Annotated in this window: 15 protein-coding genes; 11 read left to right on the forward strand and 4 right to left on the reverse strand. The window is 44.6% G+C overall.

Annotation, left to right across the window (positions count from 1 at the left end; all coding sequences use genetic code 11):
* The first annotated feature begins 261 nt into the window (after nucleotides 1-261).
* The 9 genes from NYE24_RS28425 (at nucleotide 262) to NYE24_RS28465 (ending at nucleotide 12,936) form a co-directional block, all read left to right on the forward strand.
* Nucleotides 262-3,084 carry a glycoside hydrolase family 3 C-terminal domain-containing protein gene (locus NYE24_RS28425; protein WP_342477217.1) on the forward strand — a complete coding sequence of 941 codons (2,823 nt, stop codon included), beginning with the start codon at nucleotides 262-264 and terminating at the stop codon, nucleotides 3,082-3,084.
* Between the two features lie 588 nt (nucleotides 3,085-3,672).
* Nucleotides 3,673-3,849, forward strand: a complete 177-nt coding sequence (locus NYE24_RS28430) for a gallidermin/nisin family lantibiotic (protein WP_342477218.1) — start codon at nucleotides 3,673-3,675, stop codon at nucleotides 3,847-3,849.
* A gap of 70 nt (nucleotides 3,850-3,919) precedes the next feature.
* Nucleotides 3,920-4,096 (forward strand): gallidermin/nisin family lantibiotic, encoded by a 177-nt coding sequence (locus tag NYE24_RS28435; RefSeq protein ID WP_341029497.1) that lies wholly within the window; start codon nucleotides 3,920-3,922, stop codon nucleotides 4,094-4,096.
* A 95-nt stretch (nucleotides 4,097-4,191) separates the two neighbouring features.
* Entirely contained in the window at nucleotides 4,192-4,914 is a 723-nt protein-coding gene (locus tag NYE24_RS28440; protein WP_342477219.1) for an ATP-binding cassette domain-containing protein, read from the forward strand.
* Nucleotides 4,911-5,708, forward strand: a complete 798-nt coding sequence (locus NYE24_RS28445) for an ABC transporter permease (protein ID WP_342477220.1) — start codon at nucleotides 4,911-4,913, stop codon at nucleotides 5,706-5,708. The genes NYE24_RS28440 and NYE24_RS28445 overlap by 4 nt, the downstream gene beginning before the upstream one ends.
* Before the next feature lie 10 nt (nucleotides 5,709-5,718).
* Nucleotides 5,719-6,489, forward strand: coding sequence for a hypothetical protein (locus tag NYE24_RS28450; protein WP_036697814.1), 771 nt, complete (start codon nucleotides 5,719-5,721; stop codon nucleotides 6,487-6,489).
* Nucleotides 6,490-6,534: 45 nt separating this feature from the next.
* A complete protein-coding gene (locus NYE24_RS28455) occupies nucleotides 6,535-9,714 on the forward strand; it encodes a lantibiotic dehydratase (protein WP_342477221.1) in 3,180 nt (1,059 codons plus the stop codon).
* On the forward strand, nucleotides 9,704-11,563 hold the full coding sequence (locus tag NYE24_RS28460) for an ABC transporter ATP-binding protein (RefSeq protein WP_036697819.1): 1,860 nt from the start codon (nucleotides 9,704-9,706) through the stop codon (nucleotides 11,561-11,563). The genes NYE24_RS28455 and NYE24_RS28460 overlap by 11 nt, the downstream gene beginning before the upstream one ends.
* The gene (locus NYE24_RS28465; protein ID WP_342477222.1) at nucleotides 11,560-12,936 is read left to right on the forward strand and encodes a lanthionine synthetase C family protein; all 1,377 of its coding nucleotides are present in this window, start codon (nucleotides 11,560-11,562) and stop codon (nucleotides 12,934-12,936) included. The genes NYE24_RS28460 and NYE24_RS28465 overlap by 4 nt, the downstream gene beginning before the upstream one ends.
* A 570-nt stretch (nucleotides 12,937-13,506) precedes the next feature.
* Here NYE24_RS28465 and NYE24_RS28470 read toward each other — a convergent pair.
* The 3 genes from NYE24_RS28470 to NYE24_RS28480 all read right to left on the reverse strand — a co-directional run bounded on the left by NYE24_RS28470 (nucleotide 13,507) and on the right by NYE24_RS28480 (nucleotide 15,294).
* The gene (locus tag NYE24_RS28470) at nucleotides 13,507-13,722 is read right to left on the reverse strand and encodes an ATP-binding protein (RefSeq protein WP_235218500.1); all 216 of its coding nucleotides are present in this window, start codon (nucleotides 13,720-13,722) and stop codon (nucleotides 13,507-13,509) included.
* A gap of 14 nt (nucleotides 13,723-13,736) precedes the next feature.
* Nucleotides 13,737-14,108, reverse strand: coding sequence for an AAA family ATPase (locus tag NYE24_RS28475; protein ID WP_327196391.1), 372 nt, complete (start codon nucleotides 14,106-14,108; stop codon nucleotides 13,737-13,739).
* A 274-nt stretch (nucleotides 14,109-14,382) separates the two neighbouring features.
* Nucleotides 14,383-15,294, reverse strand: coding sequence for an AraC family transcriptional regulator (locus NYE24_RS28480; protein WP_036697826.1), 912 nt, complete (start codon nucleotides 15,292-15,294; stop codon nucleotides 14,383-14,385).
* Nucleotides 15,295-15,477: 183 nt separating this feature from the next.
* Here NYE24_RS28480 and NYE24_RS28485 point away from each other — a divergent pair, with 183 nt between their 5' ends.
* Nucleotides 15,478-18,627, forward strand: a complete 3,150-nt coding sequence (locus tag NYE24_RS28485) for an alpha-mannosidase (RefSeq protein ID WP_342477223.1) — start codon at nucleotides 15,478-15,480, stop codon at nucleotides 18,625-18,627.
* Nucleotides 18,628-18,644: 17 nt separating this feature from the next.
* Nucleotides 18,645-19,784: a glycoside hydrolase family 88 protein gene (locus NYE24_RS28490; RefSeq protein WP_076155424.1), complete on the forward strand. Its 1,140-nt coding sequence runs from the start codon at nucleotides 18,645-18,647 to the stop codon at nucleotides 19,782-19,784.
* A gap of 118 nt (nucleotides 19,785-19,902) precedes the next feature.
* Here the strand turns inward: NYE24_RS28490 and NYE24_RS28495 are convergent, their stop codons facing one another.
* On the reverse strand, nucleotides 19,903-20,832 hold the full coding sequence (locus tag NYE24_RS28495; protein ID WP_342477224.1) for a phosphotransferase: 930 nt from the start codon (nucleotides 20,830-20,832) through the stop codon (nucleotides 19,903-19,905).
* Nucleotides 20,833-20,895: the final 63 nt, after the last annotated feature.

The raw sequence follows: 20,895 nt of genomic DNA on the forward strand, positions 1-20,895 counted from the left end.
TCCTTTCAGCATCGTTTAGTCTTCTCTTTGATTTAATTATAGTATAACGTCAATAGCATAGGATGTGTCTGATTAGCATCTATACATTACGTAATCCCTAATAATGAACGGATTTTTGGGCCAATTGTTCAGGTGTTACTGTCAGGGAGAATCATCTAAGATGGAGGAGGATAGGACAGCCGGGCTGTGCGGAGGCAAGAGGACGCCGGGCTTGGCTGGAGATGAAACCGTTATCATGAAAAAATGAAGGAGAGATTACATATGGACGCTGCTGCATATCCGTTTAGACAAATTGAATTGCCATTAGATGAACGTGTTCAGGATCTGCTCTCCCGGCTGACGCTTGCGGAGAAGGTTAGTCAGATGCCGCAATATCAGGCAGCCATTGAACGGCTGGGTGTAGGCGGTTACAAGCATGGTACGGAGGGTGCGCACGGGATCTCCTGGCTGGGCAAAGCCACCTCGTACCCGCAGCCCAGCGGGCTTGCCTGTACCTGGAACCCGGCGCTGCTGCAGAGAATCGGTTCGGCAATCGGGGATGAGGCCAGGGCCTTTTACCGCAAGAACCCTACTATTAACGGCTTGACTCTGTGGGCACCGACTGTGGATATGGAACGGGACCCGCGCTGGGGGAGAACAGAGGAGGCCTACGGGGAAGACCCCGAGCTGACAGGCCGGCTGAGTACAGCGCTTGTCCAGGGAATTCAGGGCGATCATCCGGTGTATCTGAAAGCGGTAGCGACCCTGAAGCATTTCCTCGGGAACAATAATGAGATTGACCGGGGCGTGGCTTCGTCCAGCATTGACCCGCGCAATATGCGCGAATATTACCTGGAAGCCTTCAAGCCTGCCTTCAAGGAAGGCGGTGCACAATCCATGATGACCGCCTACAACTCCGTGAACGGTGTGCCGGTTATCCTCCATCCGGCGGTAATGGAGATTGTGAAGGGCGAATGGGAGATGGACGGCTTCATTGTCAGCGATGCCGGAGACCTGTTCGGTATTGTGAAGGACCATAAGTATTATGATTCCTTCGCCCAGTCCATGGCGGAATCTATTAAGAATGGCATTGACAGTGTGACCGAAGAGACGGAGGAGACCATTAAGGTTATTCACGAGGCGCTCCGTGAAGGGCTGCTGACCGAGGCGGACCTGGACCGCGCGCTGGCGAACACCTTCCGCGTCCGCTTCCGGCTCGGTGAGTTCGACCCGGAGGAAGGCAATCCGTATACGAAGATCGACGACTCGGCTATTCTCAGCAAAGCGCATGGCGAGCTGTCGCTCGAAGCCGCAAAGGAATCCATCGTGCTGCTGAAGAATGACAACGCTGCCCTTCCGCTGAATGCAGCCTCGTTGTCCAAGGTGGCTGTAATCGGCCCGCTGGGGGACGAAGCGTTCAGAGACTGGTATTCCGGCACGCTGCCCTATGCGGTGACCCCTTTGCAGGGAATCACGAAGAAGTTGTCAGGCAAGCAGGTCACCTTCGAGAGCGGGGATGACCGGATCATACTGACCTCCGCTGCCAGCGGACAAGCCGTGGGGTTTACTGGAGAGGACGGACGGCTCGCGGTGCTGCATGATCTGCCGGAACGCGGGGAGATGTTCCGCCATACGGCATGGGGCTGGACCGCTCATACCCTTGAATCTGCCAGCCGGGGACAATATGTTACCTTGACAGATGCTGGTACACTGACTGCTTCTGCGGATGAAATCTATGGCTGGTATGTGAAGGAATCGCTGAACCTGGTTCAGGAAGGCGAAGGCGCTGTCAGTTTGCGTACCTGGAATGATCAGCCGGTTGCAATCAGTGCCGAAGACGGAACCCTCCGCGTCTCGGAAGAGGAGCCCTCTTCCGAAGCACCGATATTCCATAAGCAACTGGTAGTGGATGGCGTAGAAGCAGCCGTTGAAGCGGCGCGGGCCGCTGAGGTTGCCGTCGTATTCGTCGGTAACCATCCGCTCTTGAACGGCAAGGAGGAGATTGACCGGCCGGATATTGTACTGCCTGCAGAACAGGAGAATCTGGTCAAGGCCGTCTATGCCGCCAACCCGAACACCGTTGTGGTGATCGTCGGCAGCTATCCGATTTCCTCCACCTGGATCGACGAGCATATTCCAGCCGTGCTGTACACTTCGCATAGCGGGCAGGAGCTGGGCCATGCCGTTGCAGATGTCCTGTTCGGCGATTACAGCCCGTCCGGCAAACTGAATATGACCTGGTACCGCAGCGTCAGCCAACTGCCTGAATTCATGGACTACGATATTATCAAAGGCAAAAGAACCTACATGTACTTCGACGGTGAGCCGCTCTATCCATTCGGTCATGGGCTGAGCTATGCACAGGTGAACTATAACAACCTGTCGCTGGCAGCGGAGGAAATACAGCAGGACGGTAATATCAGTCTGACCGTAGAGCTTGAGAACAGCGGCAGCGTTGACGGTGACGAGGTCGTCCAGTTGTATGTCCAGTGCTTGTCCACCCGGATCAAGCGGCCGCTTAAGCAGCTGAAGAGGTTCGTCAAAATCCGGCTGGCTGCCGGACACAAGCAGACGGTCACCTTCACCTTACCCGCCGCTGAACTCTCCTTCTGGGACGTCAGCCGCGAACAGTACTGTGTGGAGGATGGGGAATACCAGCTAATGGTAGGCCGCTCCTCAGGAGATATCCGGCTGGCAGCCACCATCAGGGTGCATGGCGAGGCTGTTCCGCCGCGTGATCTGTATGCGCCGGTTAAGGCTGAGAATTACGATGATTACGATAGCGTCTTCCTCGATGAATGTAAGGCTGGCGGCGCTGCGGTACATCCGGTGAAGGGCGGGGCGTGGATCGCGTTCCATAATGTCCGGTTTGCAGAGGGTGCAGCAGGTGTCGAAATGCTGGTATCCTCTGTCCAAGGAGGCGTGGTTGAAGTCCGGATCGGCAGCCCGTCCGGCAAGCTGGCGGCTACACTTGCCATTCCGTCAGGCGGCATTCAACAGTGGCACAGCCAGTCCACTATAGCAGATGTGGATGCTGGAACTACAGATGTGTATCTTGTCTTGCAGGGTGAGATTCTGCTCAGCCGCATTCAGTTTACAGTGTAGGTGTTCTTGCGTAGCGGGACCCTTGTATAGATGTGAAAAAAGCTTCTGGATGGCCCTTTGGGCGTTCCGGAAGCTTTTTTATGAATTTAGCGTGCCTAGTTAAGCACGCATCATCTAGCCGGTGAAGTTCCAGTCGATCAAGGGACTAAGACCCCACGTAGCTAGGATTCTTGTGTGTATAGCAAAAGTGGTACTAAAAGCGAGTCGACAAAGTGCTTGTCAGAGAGCGACGAATAAAATACCAGCCTGTAATGTCAAGTGAATCTTGCGGCGTTGTTATAAAGCCTCGAAAGAGAAGGGGGAGAGGAAACGCCCGTTAGAAGTCTTTTTTTAGATTACTATTTTTTTATAATAATTTTGAATATCAAAGGATAGTATGGAAAATATAGAACGAAAAATTCATAGATTATACATTTTTTCCCTTGAAACTATATTATATATAGTAATCAATGATATTGTTTTTTTACTTATATGTAATTTATTTGATATACAATATATGGTGTGTTATTATGGTTTATGCCAAGGTAATGAATGTATATTATTACATTTGGTTATATTTTATTCCTGAAAAAGAGAGGAGGGGTTAATATGAAAAAAAACTTATTTGATCTGGATGTGCAAGTTAATAAGACTACAGTTTCTTCTGTACAGCCAAATGTTACAAGTATAGTATGGTGTACTAGTGGCTGTGGTACGGGACAAACTGCAGCAAATTGTGTTCCAACTGGTGGAAAGTGTTTCTCTAATATTGGTACTCTTTGTTAATTGAATTAACAAAGCAATATTATTGTTACATATTTTGTGAAGAGCTTATATTAGAGAAAGGATGGTTGATATGAAAAACAACTTATTTGATCTGGATGTGCAAGTTAATAAGACTACAGTTTCTTCTGTACAGCCAAATGTTACAAGTATAGTATGGTGTACTAGTGGCTGTGGTACGGGACAAACTGCAGCAAACTGTGTTCCAACTGGCGGAAAGTGTTTCTCTAATATTGGCACTCTTTGTTGAATTTAAAACTTTACAATAATACTAAAAAGTAATGTAAGGAGAGGGATCAATATGATCCCTTCTTCTATGTTTAAATTGGAAAGTGAGGTACGGCGGTGGCTAATATATTGGAAGTAAACCAGATTACCAAGACTATTGGAAAGCGAGTGATTATTGACGAAACATCTTTTCAATTAGAAGAAGGGAAAATATATGGATTTATAGGACCTAATGGAGCAGGGAAAACGACACTGATGCGTATCATGACCGGATTGATTAAACCGACAAGCGGAGAGGTACGCATTGATTCATACAATGTTCAGACGCAACGTCAACAGGCAATTTCTAGAGTGGGCGGTATTATAGAGTCGCCAATATTTTTTGAATATATGACGGGGAGGCAGGTATTGCGTAATTTATCCCGTTTACATCCAACTATAAAATCATCTCAAAGAGAAGAACAAATCGAAAAGTTGCTAACAACAGTCGGTCTAGAAAAAAGAGGAGAGGATAAAGTACGAACATACTCTTTAGGGATGAAGCAAAGACTTGGAATTGCTCAATCCATGCTAGGTGGGCCGAAACTGTTGTTACTTGATGAGCCTTCAAATGGACTTGATCCCATAGGAATGAGAGAACTGAGAGATATTATATTTAAATTGCGGGAGACTGAAAATTTAGCCTTTTTTATTTCGAGCCATTTGCTTGACGAATTACAACAATTGTGCGATGAACTTATTGTTATTCGTGAAGGAACAATTATTTGGAAGGGGTTAACGGAAAATATTGTCAAGGATGGACAAAGACTTGAAGATGCTTTTATGGAGTTAGTGCAATGAGTAAACTAATATTTTGTGAACTGGAACGACTGTCAAAAAATAAGTTGATATGGTGTTTATTCGTTTGTGTACCTCTACTTGCTTATTTAACAAAAGGATATATTCAAAGTTTTTATCCAACTGACATAGTATCCACTAGTGTATTTGTGATCGCAGGCTTAAGGGAAAACTTATTTTTGCCTTGTAATATAGCGGTTGCTGCTATTGTTGCTGCTGTTTATACAGAGGAATATCGTGGAGGTCAGTTAAGATTAATGTTTTTGCGTCAGTATTCACGGGCTAAAATTTTTTTTAGTAAACTTTTGGTTATTAATATTATTATAATAGCTTTATTAGTGGTTATGGGCATTTCTTTAAGCGTTATAGGCCTATTTCAATTTCCTCATGACGGAGAAAAACAAATTTCTTTAATAGTTGATTTAGGATTTATCGTCCGGTATTATTTTTTAGCATATCTAACTTTGATGGCGATTTCATGCTTTTTTTCATATATATCACTTATAAGTAAAAATACAACATTCATGTTAGGCATAACTGTAGGTTATGTTCTTATGTCATTGTTATTTGATGGAATATATTTACATTTCGCGAACCTTTTTGTGAGTGGATCATTCATGCATGAATTGGTAGCCTATGTTTTAATTCCCTATATGCAACATACAGGCCTCTACTCATTACTAAATGAGAGAAACTTACATTCTATTTTGCCGATGGCTTTAATCTTAATATCGTATATGGTTATTTTCGTATGGACAGCATACCGTCGATTTGTAGTAGATGACTATTTGTACTAGGGGGGTATATATGTTTGGGATCTGGATCAGCGAAATGGAACGAGTATGGAAAAGTAAGTCGATGCTTATTTTATATTTGATTTTCATACTTTTATTAGCTGCTAATACTTGGGGAGCTATGTTAAACGGATCGGGAAACCTTAGATTTGGTGGTGGAAGGATCGAGTTCAATAATCTTAATATGCCTTGGTATATGATGGATGGAATATCTCTTGTGCTTACAGTAGTTGTGTTACCTGTAATTTATGTAAATCACTTAAGTGGTGATATTCATTCTGGAGCTTATCGATTATATATGCTGCGCCCGTTTTCTCGGGTTCAAATCTTACTAAGCAAGCTTTTGGCATTGGCTGCAACAACTATAATATTAATCGGGTTTACATACATTTTTGCTATGGCAACTTCGTGGATTTTTTTTCCCAAATCTAATGTAGTAACTTTATATGGATCTAATGAACCAGTTAGCGTAACTAAGGCAATTATGTTTAACTTTAATTTCTATGCCTTGTTTGCACTAGTGAGCATAGCTAAATTAATGTTTTGTAGTGCAATTTGTTTATTTGTTACGAGACCACTTTTTGCTTATATAACAATTTTTGTGCTTTCGTTTCTTTTATATTCTAAAATTTCCAATTCTCTAGTTATATTATTTGATCCGTTTCAGAAAATATTACTTGCTCTCAGAGGAGAGGTCTACACACAATTTTGGATTTCCACGTTAGGGATTATTGTATTTTGTACGCTGATTAGCTTTTTTAAGTGGCAGAGAACAATGGTTTAATGTTTAAGAAATCATTTAATTCAAGTGATTGAGAGGAAAGAGAATATGACGGATACTAACATTAGAGGAACTCTTTATAAATCGTTAGATTTTTTTATGGTTAGAACTCCTGTTTTATCTATTAATGAGTATACTGAGTTATTTCCTGAGAATTTCACTAATGAACAAGATTTGAGGAAAATTTCTACTGATCTTCTTATTACATTTTCCAAAAATAAATTAATTAGGGAAGCAATTGCAGTGTCTAGTCCTAGTATGCTGGAATCTTTACCCTATTTATATAGTGATGATAACCCTCGCAAGAAAAAACAAGTTCTCAATGGATTTATGCGCTTTTTACTAAGAATGATGTCTCGTCCAACACCATTCGGTTTGTTTTCGGGTGTTACATATGGAATGTTTAATGAACAGTCAGAAGTAAGAATGAAGGGTCTCAATACGTATCGCAAAAGGGCAAGACCGGATATGGAGTGGTTACTAAAAATAATTGAATTCGTGGAGGGACAGTCAGGTGTAATTGCTCAGTTGCATGTACGGCGAAATCAGTTAATACTTCAGCAGGGAGACAGGGCAAGTATCCCTTACAAAATCCGTTATGGAAATGTACTGAAGGGTGAAAACGATAGTGTTTCTGTTCGATCAACGGCTGTGTTTGATTTTATTATGAATGAGACCGAGGAACCCATTCTGTATTCAAATCTCCTAACCAGAGTGAAAGAGCAATTTAGTGACGCTAGTATTGATACTATATCATCGTATGTATGGGAATTATTTGTCCAGGAGTTTCTGTTCACGGAGTTACGTCCTCCTTCAACAATAACTACACCTATGGAGTATATTATAACTAAAATAGCACCAGTAACAGGAATAGATGCTTTAAAGTCAAAACTATATGAAATTTATACGGATATAGAAGAGTACAATAAACTATCTATTGGTGAAGGAGAAGAACAATTACTGATATTACAGGGTGAAATGAAAAATCTTATGAAAACACAGAATACACTACAAATTGATTTATCATTAGAGGATAGAGCAATTACACTTAACCAGAATGTTAGGGCGGAAGTAGAAAAGGTGGCTGAGTTCCTTGCACGATCATTTCCTATTGAGCTGCAACATATGGAGGAATACCGTGAAGAGTTCTTGGAGAAATATGGGCCTTATCGAGAAATACCGCTCCTTGAATTGTTAGACCCAGAGAGTGGTTTAGGTGCTCCTGCAACATATAGTTACCCTCCTAGTTCTAGAAGTGTGAAAAAAAGCTCGAAATTTAACCAAAAGGCACAGTTATTATACCAATGGTTCATTTCTTGTCTCAATAAAGGACAAAGTGAGCTTATTCTTACAGAGAATATGATTCAGCAACTACTAGAAGATGAACCACTTAATGAAAGTGATTTTATACCATCAATTGAATTATATTTCTTGATTAATGCAAGAAATCAATATGAGCTGGATCAGGGGAATTATACGATGACTTTAGGACCTAACCCAGGTTCATATGGGGCCGGGAAGACATTTGGTAGATTCATTGATTTATTTGAGCCTTCTTTTGCTGCAAATAAATTTATGTTTATAGATAAGCTGGAGCGGGAATTGAATCCTGAGAAGTTACATGCGGAAGTTTCGTTCATTCCCTCTTATGGAAGATCGTCTAATATTTTACTAACCGATAATTTTCGAGATTATGAAATTGCAATTGGAACTAATCATACTGTGCCAAAAAATAAGCAAATCGCTGTATCTGATTTGGTTGTTGGTGTTAGGAATAATCATTTTTATATTAAATCCAAGAGTAACAATAAGGAAGTTATCCCTACAGCTGGACATATGTATAATCATCAGTTAACTCCTAATATTTATAGATTTTTAATTGAAGCTGGCATGGATGGCTATAAAATGTGGCAGGGATTAAACTTAGATTTTATGTTTAAGTCTCCATATACGCCTAGACTAAAATATAGTAAAACCGTACTTTGTCCTGCGACGTGGAATATTCATTGGAAAATTAAAAAAAATTCAGAAGACGAAATGAAACGGTTTTTTAGTGATTTTAGAGAAGAATGGAAAGTTCCACGATATGTTTTTATTACAGAAACAGATAATCGTATTTTAGTAGATCTAGATCACCCGCTGCATATTGAAATGATACACAATGAATTGATAAAGAATGGTCGTGTTATTTTAACAGAGCATATTGGTGGGTTTGCTGAACCTTTAATAAAGCGGGATGATGGTTTCTTGGCTGCAGAATTTGTTTTTCCTCTGGTGCGCGTTAAATCTAATAAAGAGGCTGATAATGCAAAAAAAGAAAGAGATGATGCACTTAGAAAAATAAATACATGGAAAATAGATAATAAAGATCGAGTATATTTACCTGGTGGTAGATGGACATATGTAAAGTTGTATGGCTTAAATAGCCGACAAAATGAGTTTATTGGATCATATTGGAATGATTTTATTAAAGAATGCAGAAGTAAAAACTTAATCAGCCAAGCTTATTTCATACGTTTTCTAGATCCTAATGTACATATTCGTGCACGGTTTGAATTGCAGGAGCAAGTTGCATTATCTAGTTTTCTAACCTTTTTCTATTCATGGACAAGTGAATTGTTGAACAAAAAGTTAATTACAAATGTAACCATAGATACTTACGAACCTGAAGTAGAGAGATATGGTGGAATAGAATTAATGAATACCGTAGAACAACTTTTTTCTGCTGATAGTGAAATTGTTACTGATCTAATAGAAATGATTAATGTTCGGAAAATTCAGACGGATATAGAAATTATTGCTGTTATAAGTGTGATTGAAATCTTGAATCAGTTTGGGTTAAGTTTAGATGAAATACATGATCTTCTTAATCGGAATTATGATTTTAAAGAATATTTGGATGAGTTTAGGGGGAATCGTTCTTTAATAACATCCTTATTAAAAAGTTCTGAAGTAAGTAAAGTGGGAGACAATGCTGAAAAACAAATTCTTTATCAAACCTTTATCAAAAGAGAAGGTATTACTAAATATTACTTCACTAAAGTTTTAGAAAAAGAACAAGACAAACAATTAATGAACGATAAAGAAGATATTATATTTAGTGTTGTTCACATGCATTTAAATCGCTTATTAGGAACAGACCGATCCAAAGAACGGAAAGTTATGATTTTGGCTCGTCACTCCATAAATAGTTTGTTGCAATATCGGAGGAAGAAATATGAAATCTGAAAAAAAAAATAATCAACAGGGAGAATTAAAATCATTAATTAAAACAATATTAAATGGATTAAGACTTTTTAAGCTGATTTTTAAATTGAATAAACATTATATGGTGCCAAGTATTATTATAAATATAGTCCAAGGTTTTTTACCTGTAGCTGTTTTGTTAGTTACTCAAAATCTACTTAATGGTATTTCTACAGTTTCGAATAGAGGGGAAGGATGGTTATTACATAGCTTTTTAATGTTTAGCATTGTGTATTTTATTAAAGTATTAATAAGCGGATTGAATACTTATGTCGAAGGTAATCTCCAGTCTCAACTTTCTAATACTATGAACATATTAATATGCGAAAAGTCAGTTAAGCTAGGATTAGAAGATTATGAGAATTCTGAAATTAATGATCAATTAAAAAGGGCAACTCAAGAAGCATCATACAGGCCGTACGAATTGTACAATCAAATCACCAGTATTATTACCAGTATTATTACTCTTATATCTTCAGCAATAATACTTATAATGTGGAAATGGTGGATTATTATTATAATCGTTATATCATCAACAATCTCCATTTATTCAATTCTCAAAATTAATCGTGAACAATTTCAAATTCATATGGATCGGGTACCATTAATCAGAAGATCATGGTATTTGACGTATTTACTTACGAACGATAGAGCAGTAAAAGAAGTAAAGATTTTTCAGCTTGCTCCCTATTTACTAGATAGATATCGTAATTTTTTGAAATCGTTTTTTCAAACGGATCGAAAAATGCTGTTTAAGCGTGTGGGTATAGTTTTTTTATATGATGTTCTAGAACTGATTAGTTTATGTGTTCTAATTTGGATTGCCTTGTTTGAAGCTTTCATGAATAGAATTCAAGTGGGAAGTCTGTATGGATACATACAAGCTATAACATTAACACAAAGTCAAATGACTTCGATTATACAAGGTTTAATACGGTTCTCACAAAACAATCTATACATGGAGCAAATGCTGATATTTCTAGAGTTACCAACTACGGATCCCATCTATGTACAAAAAAACAGTTCTTCTCAAAGACTAAATTTGGAAAAAGAAATAAATACAATTTCTATGGAAAATATATATTTTCGCTATGCAGGTAAGTCTCATGATGTAATACAAAATTTCAATTTAAAACTAAATAAAGGCGAAACGATTGCTATTGTTGGAAAAAACGGATCGGGTAAATCCTCATTAGTAAAACTGCTAATGCAATTATATGGAGATTATCGGGGGAGGATAAGTATAAACGGTGTCGATATAAAAGAGTATGATTTGCAACAAATTCAAGAAAGAATAGGGGTGGTTTTTCAGGATTTTATGCAATATGAAATGTCAGCACGTCATAATATAGGGTTTGGATCTCTGAAAGAAATGGATGATGAAATTAAAGTAATGACGGCTGCTCAAAAAGTTTTAATTGAAACTTTAATCAAGCAATTACCAAAAGGAATAGATACACAGCTTGGGAAGTGGTTTGAAGAAGGATATCAATTATCTGGCGGGCAATGGCAGCGAATAGCCATTGCTAGAGCATTCATGCGAAATGCGGATATATATATTTTGGATGAACCTAGTTCGTTTTTAGATCCTATTGCTGAAAAAGAGTTGCTCGAAATATTTATGGAGCTTATGAAAGATAAAATTGGGATTTTCATAACTCATCGTATAACGTCTGCTCGTTTAGCTCAAAAAATTATCGTAATGGAGGAAGGCCAGATTATTGAGCAAGGATCTCATTTAGAATTGATGATGGGGAATGGTATGTATGCAGAGATGTACCGGATTCAAGTCAGTTCCTTTTCTGATAAAGAGGAAGGTGTTCAAAAATGACATTTGTAGAAAAAAGGGATCATAACTGGATTCCTGTTGAAGGAGAACTAAGAGAACAAATATTAATTGTACTGCGTAAAATAATCATTAAATATAAAGACCCAGAGAAATTGATTTCTTTGATTACTACATTAGAAAACAGCAATGTTACTGAGGTAGAGTATAAGACAGGAGTTAGTCTGGGAAGTGGACTTACTGGAATTTGTCTGCTTCTTGGCCAATTAGATCAGCTATTTCCAACTGAGGACTGGGATGTTATAGGCCATGAATACTTAGTGCTTCTTAATAAACACATGCAAGAAAATGGCATTAATGATCTATCTCTTTATAATGGATTGGCTGGTATTTTAGTAGGAGTTCGCGCTTTATCTCGTAACGGAACACGTTATACCCAGATGTTGGACACACTTGCTAGTCTATATGAGGACATGTTTGCAGAAAGTGTTGGATCACTTAAAGAACGTTGGAATTCAGGCGATATTCAAATGGGTGATTATGATACTATATCGGGGTTAGCAGGCATAGCGCGGGTAGTGCTGATGTTTTTAGACCGTCCAAAAATGAGGGAGATATGGAGTGATATCGAGGAGTTGCTCCATTTTTTTTGTGGAGAAAAGGATATAGCAGATCTAGCAATACCAAGATGGCATATTACAGCTTCCAATCAGTTTCAAAAACATGAAACATTACAGTACCCAAATGGTAATTTTAACTTAGGATTATCCCATGGGATTTCAGGACCTTTGAGCTTAATGAGTATATCAGTATTGCAAGGGTTGAGGAGTGATAGTGTATTAAAAGATATCTGCAGGTTATCAGAATGGCTATCTATCTGGACAATTCAAAATGATGTGGGGACTTATTGGCCGGGTAGAGTTTCTTTTGAAGAGGCACAAAGCGGTAAATTAACTATGGAGAACCAGAAATTCAATAGAGATTCGTGGTGCTATGGTGTACCTGGTATTGCTCGTGCACTCTGGCTTGCTGGTACTGCAACAAATGACGAAAAATGGACAGAATTGGCTTTGAATTCATTTCTTGAAATAGATAAACGGATTACAAATTTAGGGGGATTAGCATCAGCTACATTATGTCATGGTATAGCAGGTTTGTTACAGTCAGTTCAGCGCTTATATTCAGAAACAAAGGATAAGAGACTCGAATCTATAAGAGATAAACTTATAATCAGTATATTAAACATGTTTGAACCCGAATCTATATTTGGATTTTATGAAATAAATATAATAAACGACAAACTCGAAAAAATTAATGATTCAGGTTTTTTAAATGGAAATGCAGGAGTTGCATTAGTATTGGCATCATTGATTTCAGATGAGAGCCCTGAATGGGATAGTGTATTGATGTACTGTTAATTTCCAGTCTTCCACATTTTTGAGATTTGAACACTGCTAAGCTTTCTCGATTAGTGCTGTTCAATGAGTTCGACAGTGTCCAGCTGCCGATATGGATAGTACAGAAGCTTCTGAAAGTCCTTTTGGGCGGTTCAGAAGCTTCTTTCTACAGTTTATTAATATTCTAAAATTCTAATAAAGTTTATTAAGGCGTAAAGATCATCCGGGTATTTTTATCGTCCTATAAAATAGGTGATTAATACTTTCACAATATTGAAAAAGAAGCAGGAATGTTACTGCTAGCCCCTAATGTCCAGAGGTTGACGGCATGAGTTGTTCTGCTATTGACGGTCAATCTGTCCGCAGCAAGGGAGAAAAATAGGGAGAATCATAACAATTCTCCCTGAATCACACGCTTGACCTTATGGTCGTCAACAATTCGGTGCTTGTTCTGTGCTCCGTAAATCAAGGCATGAGTACATAGTTTGTTCACCAGCCGGGCGGCTCCACTGGAAACACGGTAGATTTCATCCATCGCGCTTCCGTGAATAGCTCATGTTCGGCACCTGCTGCATTCAGATGTCTCTTCATCTAGGCCCCCAGTTCCGCTCGGTCCATATGCGGAAGATAACACTGCATATCGATTCCCTGGCGGATCGCCGCGTACGCTTGCAGCCCCTGACGGTCCCAGAATTCACTTTGTGCAACTAGAATCAAGGCCATGGGGCTCTTTGAATCCATTTTCATGTTCAACAGGAAGTGCAGCTCCTCCAGCATCTCCCGGTCCAATAAATGGGCTTCATCCACCCCCCCCCCACGGGCTACAGTCGGTGAATCCTCCGCATCAGCTCAATCTCCCGGTGCAGTTGCCGTTTGGCGTCGCCCCGGTAGAATTTCGACTCACACCCAAGCTGTTCCAGAAGCCCTTTGTAAGAATGACGTGGGATTAGTTTGGAATTCGACAGGTAGATCAGCTTAAAGCGAGCCTCATCCAGTTCCTCGCTCAGCCGCCGGATCGTGGTCGTTTTCCCGTTCCCACAGTCACCCGTAAGTACGGCAAAACACTGACGCTCCGCGACATATAGGCCAGACGCCCGAGCGTTTCTCCCTGCGACGCAGACGCATAGAGCACGGTGACGGCAAGGATCTCTGGAAAACGGTGCGTGGTGCAACTCATTGAAGGACTCAAACATCTTAGTCCTCCCTCTGTACCTGGCGGTACGTCACCGCCGGTGCTTCCCGTTCCTTCCGGCGCTGGTGTCGGGTTTCTTCGGCCTCCAGCAGTCTCGAGGTGTCTGTCAAAGAAGCACCCAGGTGTTCCGGTAGCGCCGGCCTTGTTCCCGCCAGCTGACCGATTTCCATCTCACTCACCCGCCACGGGGCTCGGCATTCGTATTCAATTGTCAGCTCGGTGGTGTCTGCCGGGTCATAAATGATTTCAACCGTACAGCCCATCACGTCGAGCCATTAATACGAACTCAAAGTCGAAGCCCCGCCAGACGCCCCCTGCGCCTTGCGGAACGCGGAAGGGGACATGCCGCTCTGCTTATTGAAGATGCGGTTGAACTGGGAGAAGCTGTTGAAGCCGCATTGTCCGGCGATGTCAGAGATCTTGTGCCGGGTGTGGAGCAGGAGCTGCTGGGCTTTGCGGACGCGGGTCATCTGAATGTATTCGGTCAAGGTGAAGCCGGTGACGGTTCTGAACTGGTGCGATAAATAATAAGGGCTGATATAGAACTCCTTGGAGATTAAATCCAAGGACAGCTCACTGCCGTAATGGCTGTGAATGTGGGCGGTGATTGAATAGATTTTTTGCATCATGGCATTGCCGATCTCCTCCAGCACGTAAGCATTCTTGTCATTCTGCTGGGACAGACTGCACAGGAACTGCTGGAACAGACTGTGAATCAGCACAGGATTCAGCGGTGAAGCGCTGCGGGAACAGTTGAAAATAGCATTGAGCGGCTCGAACACGGCGCTGCGCGGGCCTCCGGTGAACCGGTAGATCGGAACCTCCTCGGCGAACGGCTGCAGCATTGTATTGTAAGCGATCTCAAGTCCGGGTATATTCCTGGGCAGGTTGAAGTTGATGATCAGCCGCTTATGCGGCGGACCTGCGGGATACTGGGTCATATGCAGCCGGTACGGAGCAAGCAGAACAATGTCATATTGCTGCAGAGCATGTATATTACCTTCAATAATATGAGTAGCGCTGGAATCCAGCAGAATATGAATCTCATAAAAGTCATGATCGTGCTGAAACTCCATATTGATGTCGTGAGAGCGCTGATCGTAGTCAAAATAGTAAAAGAGCGGATCAGCCGGAGTATTGATACGTATACTATATCCTTGTTCGTATAACAGGTCGCTGTCGAGCATAGCCTCTCTCCTCACCGTTGGCGTTTTACTAAAGAAGCCTGAGCCGTTTCCACCTGTATATTATAGGCCCAAAAAAGCAAAATATGCAATGAATAGAGCGGAATACAGCAAGAGTAGGGTAGTTTTTGGAGTGGAAGGTTTGTTATAGTGACCATATGAAAGCGGATACAGGGAGTGATAGGAATGTTATTCACAGAAGAAAAGCTGATCAAACGCCAGGCTGAAGTGGAAAAGTATAGATATCTTAAGGTCCAGGAGCTTACAGAGTTCGCATTCGCTGAGGATGAGGAAGGGGCTAACGGAGTATACCCGGAGTCGGTATCCTTTGATGGCATCATCAGACTTCAGGAGCATTGGCGCGGGCGGGACCGTTACATCTGGCTGCGCACGGAGGTTGTACTGCCGCCTAGTCAGGCAGGGTTCAAAATTGCCGGCCGATTTGATTTTGGCAAAACAGGGGATTTCAATAACTCCGGCTTCGAATCGCTGCTGTTCGTGAACGGATCGCCTTATCAGGGCGTAGATAACAACCATCGGGAGGTAATCTTCGGGGATGAATGGGGCGGACAGACGCTAGAGCTGGCCTTCCGGCTGTGGTCGGGACTTGAGGGCGGCGGAGTGCCCAGAATTCAGGAGCACCGGCTCAGCGAAGCATTCATCGGCTATCTGGACGAGGGCATTGATGATCTGTTCTATATGTCGAAGGCGGCGCTTGACACCTTCCGTTACCTTGGCAGAGACCAGCCGGAGAAGCAGTGGCTGCTTAGAGCGCTGAACGAAGCCTTCCGTCTGATCGACTGGTCGGAGCCGGGTTCACCAGAGCATACCGCTTCGCTGTATCAGGCAGGTGCCAGTCTGAATCAGGCGATAGAGGCGATGCCGCAGACTTTTGACGTAACGCTTACGGCTGTGGGCCATACCCATATTGATGTTGCCTGGCTGTGGCGCTTGAAGCATACCCGTGAAAAAACAGCCCGTTCCTTCTCCACCGTCCTGCGGCTGATGGAGGAGTTCCCGGAGTACCAGTTCCTGCAGACGCAGCCTCAGTTGTACGCATATCTAGAGCAGGATTATCCGGAGCTGTTCGGGCGGATCACCGAGAAGGTGAAGGAAGGCCGCTGGGAAGCGGAAGGGGCGATGTGGCTGGAGTCGGATTGCAATATCCCGTCCGGTGAGTCGCTGGTCCGCCAGATTATGCTGGGCAAACGCTACCTCCGTGAACAATTCGGCGTAGAGAGCAAGTACCTGTGGCTGCCGGATGTCTTCGGATACAGCTGGGCGTTGCCTCAGATTCTGCGCAAATCAGGTATCGACACGTTCATGACGACCAAAATCAGCTGGAACCAGTTCAACCGGATGCCGCATGACACCTTCTGGTGGCGGGGGATGGACGGCTCGGAGGTGCTGACGCATTTCATCACGACCTCTGAGAAGGATGGAGCTGAATACACCTATAACGGACGGATGACGGCAGGACTGCTGCGCGGAATCTGGAATTCCTATCAGGATAAGGAGATCAACGATCACCTGATGTTTGCGTATGGCTGGGGTGACGGAGGCGGCGGGCCGACGCGGGAGATGCTGGAGCTTCGCCGGCGCTTCGACAAGCTTCCGGGTATTCCGAAGATTGAAATGGGCAGTGCCGGAGAGTATTTCACCGGACTGCATGAACGGATCGGGAAGACGGAGGCGTTCGTACACACCTGGAACGGTGAGCTGTATTTCGAATGCCACCGGGGCACGTATACCTCACAAGCCCGCAATAAGAAATATAACCGCCGCCTGGAGCTGCTGCTGCGCGATGCCGAGTGGCTGCACACGCTGATGGGGGTAAGACAGGGGAATCTTGAAACCGCTTATCCTGCGGCTGAAATGACCGGGATCTGGGAGATTCTGCTGCGCAACCAGTTCCATGACATCATCCCCGGTTCGTCGATCGCTGAGGTCTACGAGGACAGTGATGCTGAATATGCAGAAGGCGAGGCGCGCTCACTGGCTCTGATTAACGGTGTGGCTGATGCTAATAGCGGCAATAAGCCGGAGCTGCAAGCATTCACTCTGCTGAACAGCACGAACTGGAACCGTCCTCGTTATGCGCTGCTTCCTATAGATGCCGCTGATTCCGTACAGGTTCATGACGCTGACGGGAACCGGCTATGGCAGCAGCGGACGGCAGACGGGGAAATGCTGGTCTACGTTCCGTCTGTGCCTGCACTGGGCACGGCGGTGCTGAAGGTAGTACACGGACAAGCAGTCGAGGCCTCCGGAGAGGCGCAGATTCAGCCACTTGCAGCTGTATCCGGCAACAGGCTGAGCACACCGCTAGTGGAAGTGGTATGGAATGAGCAGGGCCACTTCACTTCAATGATCGACCGGAAGAGCGGCCGTGAGCTGCTGGCGCCAGGACAGCGCGGGAATGTACTACAGGTGTTCGAGGATAAGCCGCTGGATTTTGAAGCGTGGGATATCGATATTTTCTACCAGGAAAAGATGACTGAGATCACTCAGCTGACCGGATGTGAACTGACCGAGAACGGCCCGCTGCGGGCGGTGCTGCATATGACCTGGACCTATCACCGCACAGCGGTAACGCAGGACATCATCTTCTACCGGGATACCGCGCGGATTGACTTCCGTACAGAGATGGACTGGCACGGGCATAACCAGCTGCTGAAGGTGGCCTTCCCTGTGGATATTCATGCGCTGGAGGCTACTTATGACATTCAGTTCGGTAACGTGAAGCGTCCTACACACTGGAATACGAGCTGGGATTACGCCCGCTTCGAAACGGTGGGCCATCAGTGGGCGGATGTCAGCGAGAAGGGCTATGGGATAGCGCTGCTCAACGACTGCAAATACGGCTATGACATCAAGGACAGCGTGCTCCGGCTGACGCTGCTGAAGTCGGCGGTTCATCCCGATCCGCAGCAGGATCAGGGGCATCATGCCTTTACGTATGCACTCTATCCGCATACCGGTGATTTCGTTGAAGGCGGGGTGGTCCAGGAGGCGTGGGAGCTGAATCATCCGTTGCGCAGTGTGGCAGGTGAGCTGGATGGGGATCCGCTGCTCTATATCGACGGCACCCATGTGACGGTGGATGCGGTCAAGCGCTCGGAGGATGGTAAAGATGTGGTGCTACGGCTGCATGAGTACGCCGGTTCGCGGACACAGATTACTGTAGATAGCGCTTACTCTATAGCCTCCTGGCAGGAGTGCAACCTGATGGAGGAGCCGCTGGGAGATTGGCAGGAAGAAGAGGAGCTGAGCTTCCAGGTGAAGCCGTATGAGATCAGAACGTTCAGAATCAAGCTGCGCGGGGCGCAGAGCTGAGAGGGGAGCAAGCCAGGATGGGAGCAGGAGAGAAGCAAGCGGTGCCGGTTAGCTGTGTGAGCAAGGAAGAGGTTATGCAGAAGCTGGAGCTGGTCACGAATAAGCTGCTGAAGCTGGGCCGGCCGGATAATGAAGCTGAATTGCAGAACCTGGGGGAGGATGCGGAGCGCCGGGGGTATTTTGCCAGGGACTTCGGGATGGAAGAGTGGGATTGGCCGCAGGGAGTGGGGCTGTACGGCCTGCAAAAGCTTGACCGGCATTTCGGGGATGGCCGTTACGCGGAATACACCAAGCCGTGGATGGCCCGGCAGCTTACAAAGGGACTACCCAGCCGGAATATTAATACGACTGCGCCGCTCCTGTCGCTGATGGAGCTGGAGGAGGCCGGAGAGCTCAGTCTCGAATGGATAGAATGGCTAATGCACGGCCTGCCCCGGACGCTGGAGCAAGGCTATCAGCATGTGACTACGGGGACTCAGAAGCATGAGGTCTCACTCCATGAGAATGAGATCTGGATTGATACGTTGTTCATGGCGATTCTGTTCACTGCCAAAATGGGTGTGAAATACGACAACCCGCAGTGGCGCGAGACCTCACTGCATCAGTTGCTGCTGCACATTAAATATCTGTATGACAAAAAAACCGGCTTCTTCTTCCATGGCTGGCATTTTGAAGAGCGCCATAACTTCAGTGAAGCCTTCTGGTGCCGCGGCAACGGCTGGTTCGCCCTCGGCCTGCCGGAATATCTGGAGCTGATGCGGCCCTATCTGGCAGACGGAGTCTTCAGCTATCTCCAGCAGACATTACAGGCCCAGGCCGAAGCCTTGCTCGCATGTCAGAGCGGGGACGGACTATGGCATACCCTGCTGGATGACTCTGGCAGTTATACCGAAACCTCCGGTTCGGCTGCGATTGCTGCCGGTATTCTGAACAGTGTGCGCCGGGGGCTGCTCCCGGAGGCCTATAGCGAACCTGCTCTGCGGGCAATCCGTGCCATTCTGGACAGAATCGACGGTGAAGGCACTGTGCTCGGGGTGTCCGGCGGTACTCCGATCGGCGCAGCCAAGGAGGACTACAAAGGGATCATCATTGCCCCTATGGCCTATGGCCAGGCGATGGCGCTGGTTGCGTTGGGCGAAGCGCTGCATTACTGCTGAGGCGGAAGGTCTGTGAATTAAACAAGCGGCAGCCAAGGACGAATCGTCCTCGGCTGCCGCTTGTTTTTGCATAGCAAACCGTGAATGGATGCTAATGTAGTCATACACTTCACTCACCTCACGTATGCATGAACTCAATCTTGCTTCTGTACAAATTCAGAATCCGCACCTGCTCCTCGCTAAGCTCCTCGAAGTTCCAATACATATGCATCAGGTTGTACTCAAACAGCTCTTTCAGTCTCATAAACAGCGGCAGTTTTCTGGACATCTCAACGGAGAGGGGATGCTCTTCCTTATATCCGTCCGTGATTGCCTTAGTTATCGCACGCTTATAGTCTATGAGGTTCTGTCCGCCCGCGAATGAGTACTCCAGCGCAGAATAGATTGGCACAGCTAAATCGTAGGCATAATAATGCCGCTCGCAATCCTGAAAATCAATCATCGTCAGCGCAGAGTCACTGTCCACCAGGATATTGTTCAGCCACAGGTCACCGTGGATTAAGCCGTAGTTCGCCTCATCTTTGGGCAGCATTCGGATCTGCTTGAGCACATCCTTCGCAATATCCCGTATGGCCCGCTCTTCGGCAGGAATGTACTTGAGAAAATCATATTCATCGTTATCATACCAATGTGGAATCGGCTGGGCAGCTTCAGACTGCTGGTATTCTTTGCTCACCTGATGCATTCTTCCTATTTGCTGTCCGAGGGTTCTGAGTATGGTTTTGTCCCATTTGGCCCGGGGCAGGTGGATTCCGGCTGCCGCCCGGAACAAGACCACGAACTTCGCTTCTTCATCCAGCAGCAGGGTGCTGATAAGTAAATCCTGTTCATTAGGTACAACCTCTGGCACCCGTACGCCCCGGTTGAACAGATAAGTAGTCCAGTTCACTTCAGCTAATTGTTCTTCATAGGTCTTATAATTCGTAATTCGGGCGAAGAAGATCCCCTTTTCCGAGTGGCAACGGTACATTTCATTGGTAACGGCCTCCATACTGGAGAGTTGAACAGGATAGGTGTTATTGAGAAATTGCAATATTTGTGCTTGCATAAGATGCGTTACCTCCCGCGATAATTTCTGCAACTGCGTTAACGTTTGTGAAGCTGCCGGCAA

The sequence above is a fragment of the Paenibacillus sp. FSL H7-0350 genome (genome assembly GCF_038593195.1).
In the GTDB taxonomy this organism is placed as follows: Bacteria; Bacillota; Bacilli; order Paenibacillales; family Paenibacillaceae; genus Paenibacillus_AQ.

Excerpts from the sequence above, each read along its gene's own strand:
- NYE24_RS28425 (WP_342477217.1), top strand. The coding sequence starts at position 262 with ATGGACGCTGCTGCATATCCGTTTAGACAAATTGAATTGCCATTAGAT.
- NYE24_RS28430 (WP_342477218.1), top strand. The coding sequence starts at position 3,673 with ATGAAAAAAAACTTATTTGATCTGGATGTGCAAGTTAATAAGACTACA.
- NYE24_RS28435 (WP_341029497.1), top strand. The coding sequence starts at position 3,920 with ATGAAAAACAACTTATTTGATCTGGATGTGCAAGTTAATAAGACTACA.
- NYE24_RS28445 (WP_342477220.1), top strand. The coding sequence starts at position 4,911 with ATGAGTAAACTAATATTTTGTGAACTGGAACGACTGTCAAAAAATAAG.
- NYE24_RS28450 (WP_036697814.1), top strand. The coding sequence starts at position 5,719 with ATGTTTGGGATCTGGATCAGCGAAATGGAACGAGTATGGAAAAGTAAG.
- NYE24_RS28455 (WP_342477221.1), top strand. The coding sequence starts at position 6,535 with ATGACGGATACTAACATTAGAGGAACTCTTTATAAATCGTTAGATTTT.
- NYE24_RS28460 (WP_036697819.1), top strand. The coding sequence starts at position 9,704 with ATGAAATCTGAAAAAAAAAATAATCAACAGGGAGAATTAAAATCATTA.
- NYE24_RS28465 (WP_342477222.1), top strand. The coding sequence starts at position 11,560 with ATGACATTTGTAGAAAAAAGGGATCATAACTGGATTCCTGTTGAAGGA.
- NYE24_RS28475 (WP_327196391.1), bottom strand. The coding sequence starts at position 14,108 with ATGTTTGAGTCCTTCAATGAGTTGCACCACGCACCGTTTTCCAGAGAT.
- NYE24_RS28480 (WP_036697826.1), bottom strand. The coding sequence starts at position 15,294 with ATGCTCGACAGCGACCTGTTATACGAACAAGGATATAGTATACGTATC.
- NYE24_RS28485 (WP_342477223.1), top strand. The coding sequence starts at position 15,478 with ATGTTATTCACAGAAGAAAAGCTGATCAAACGCCAGGCTGAAGTGGAA.
- NYE24_RS28490 (WP_076155424.1), top strand. The coding sequence starts at position 18,645 with ATGGGAGCAGGAGAGAAGCAAGCGGTGCCGGTTAGCTGTGTGAGCAAG.
- NYE24_RS28495 (WP_342477224.1), bottom strand. The coding sequence starts at position 20,832 with ATGCAAGCACAAATATTGCAATTTCTCAATAACACCTATCCTGTTCAA.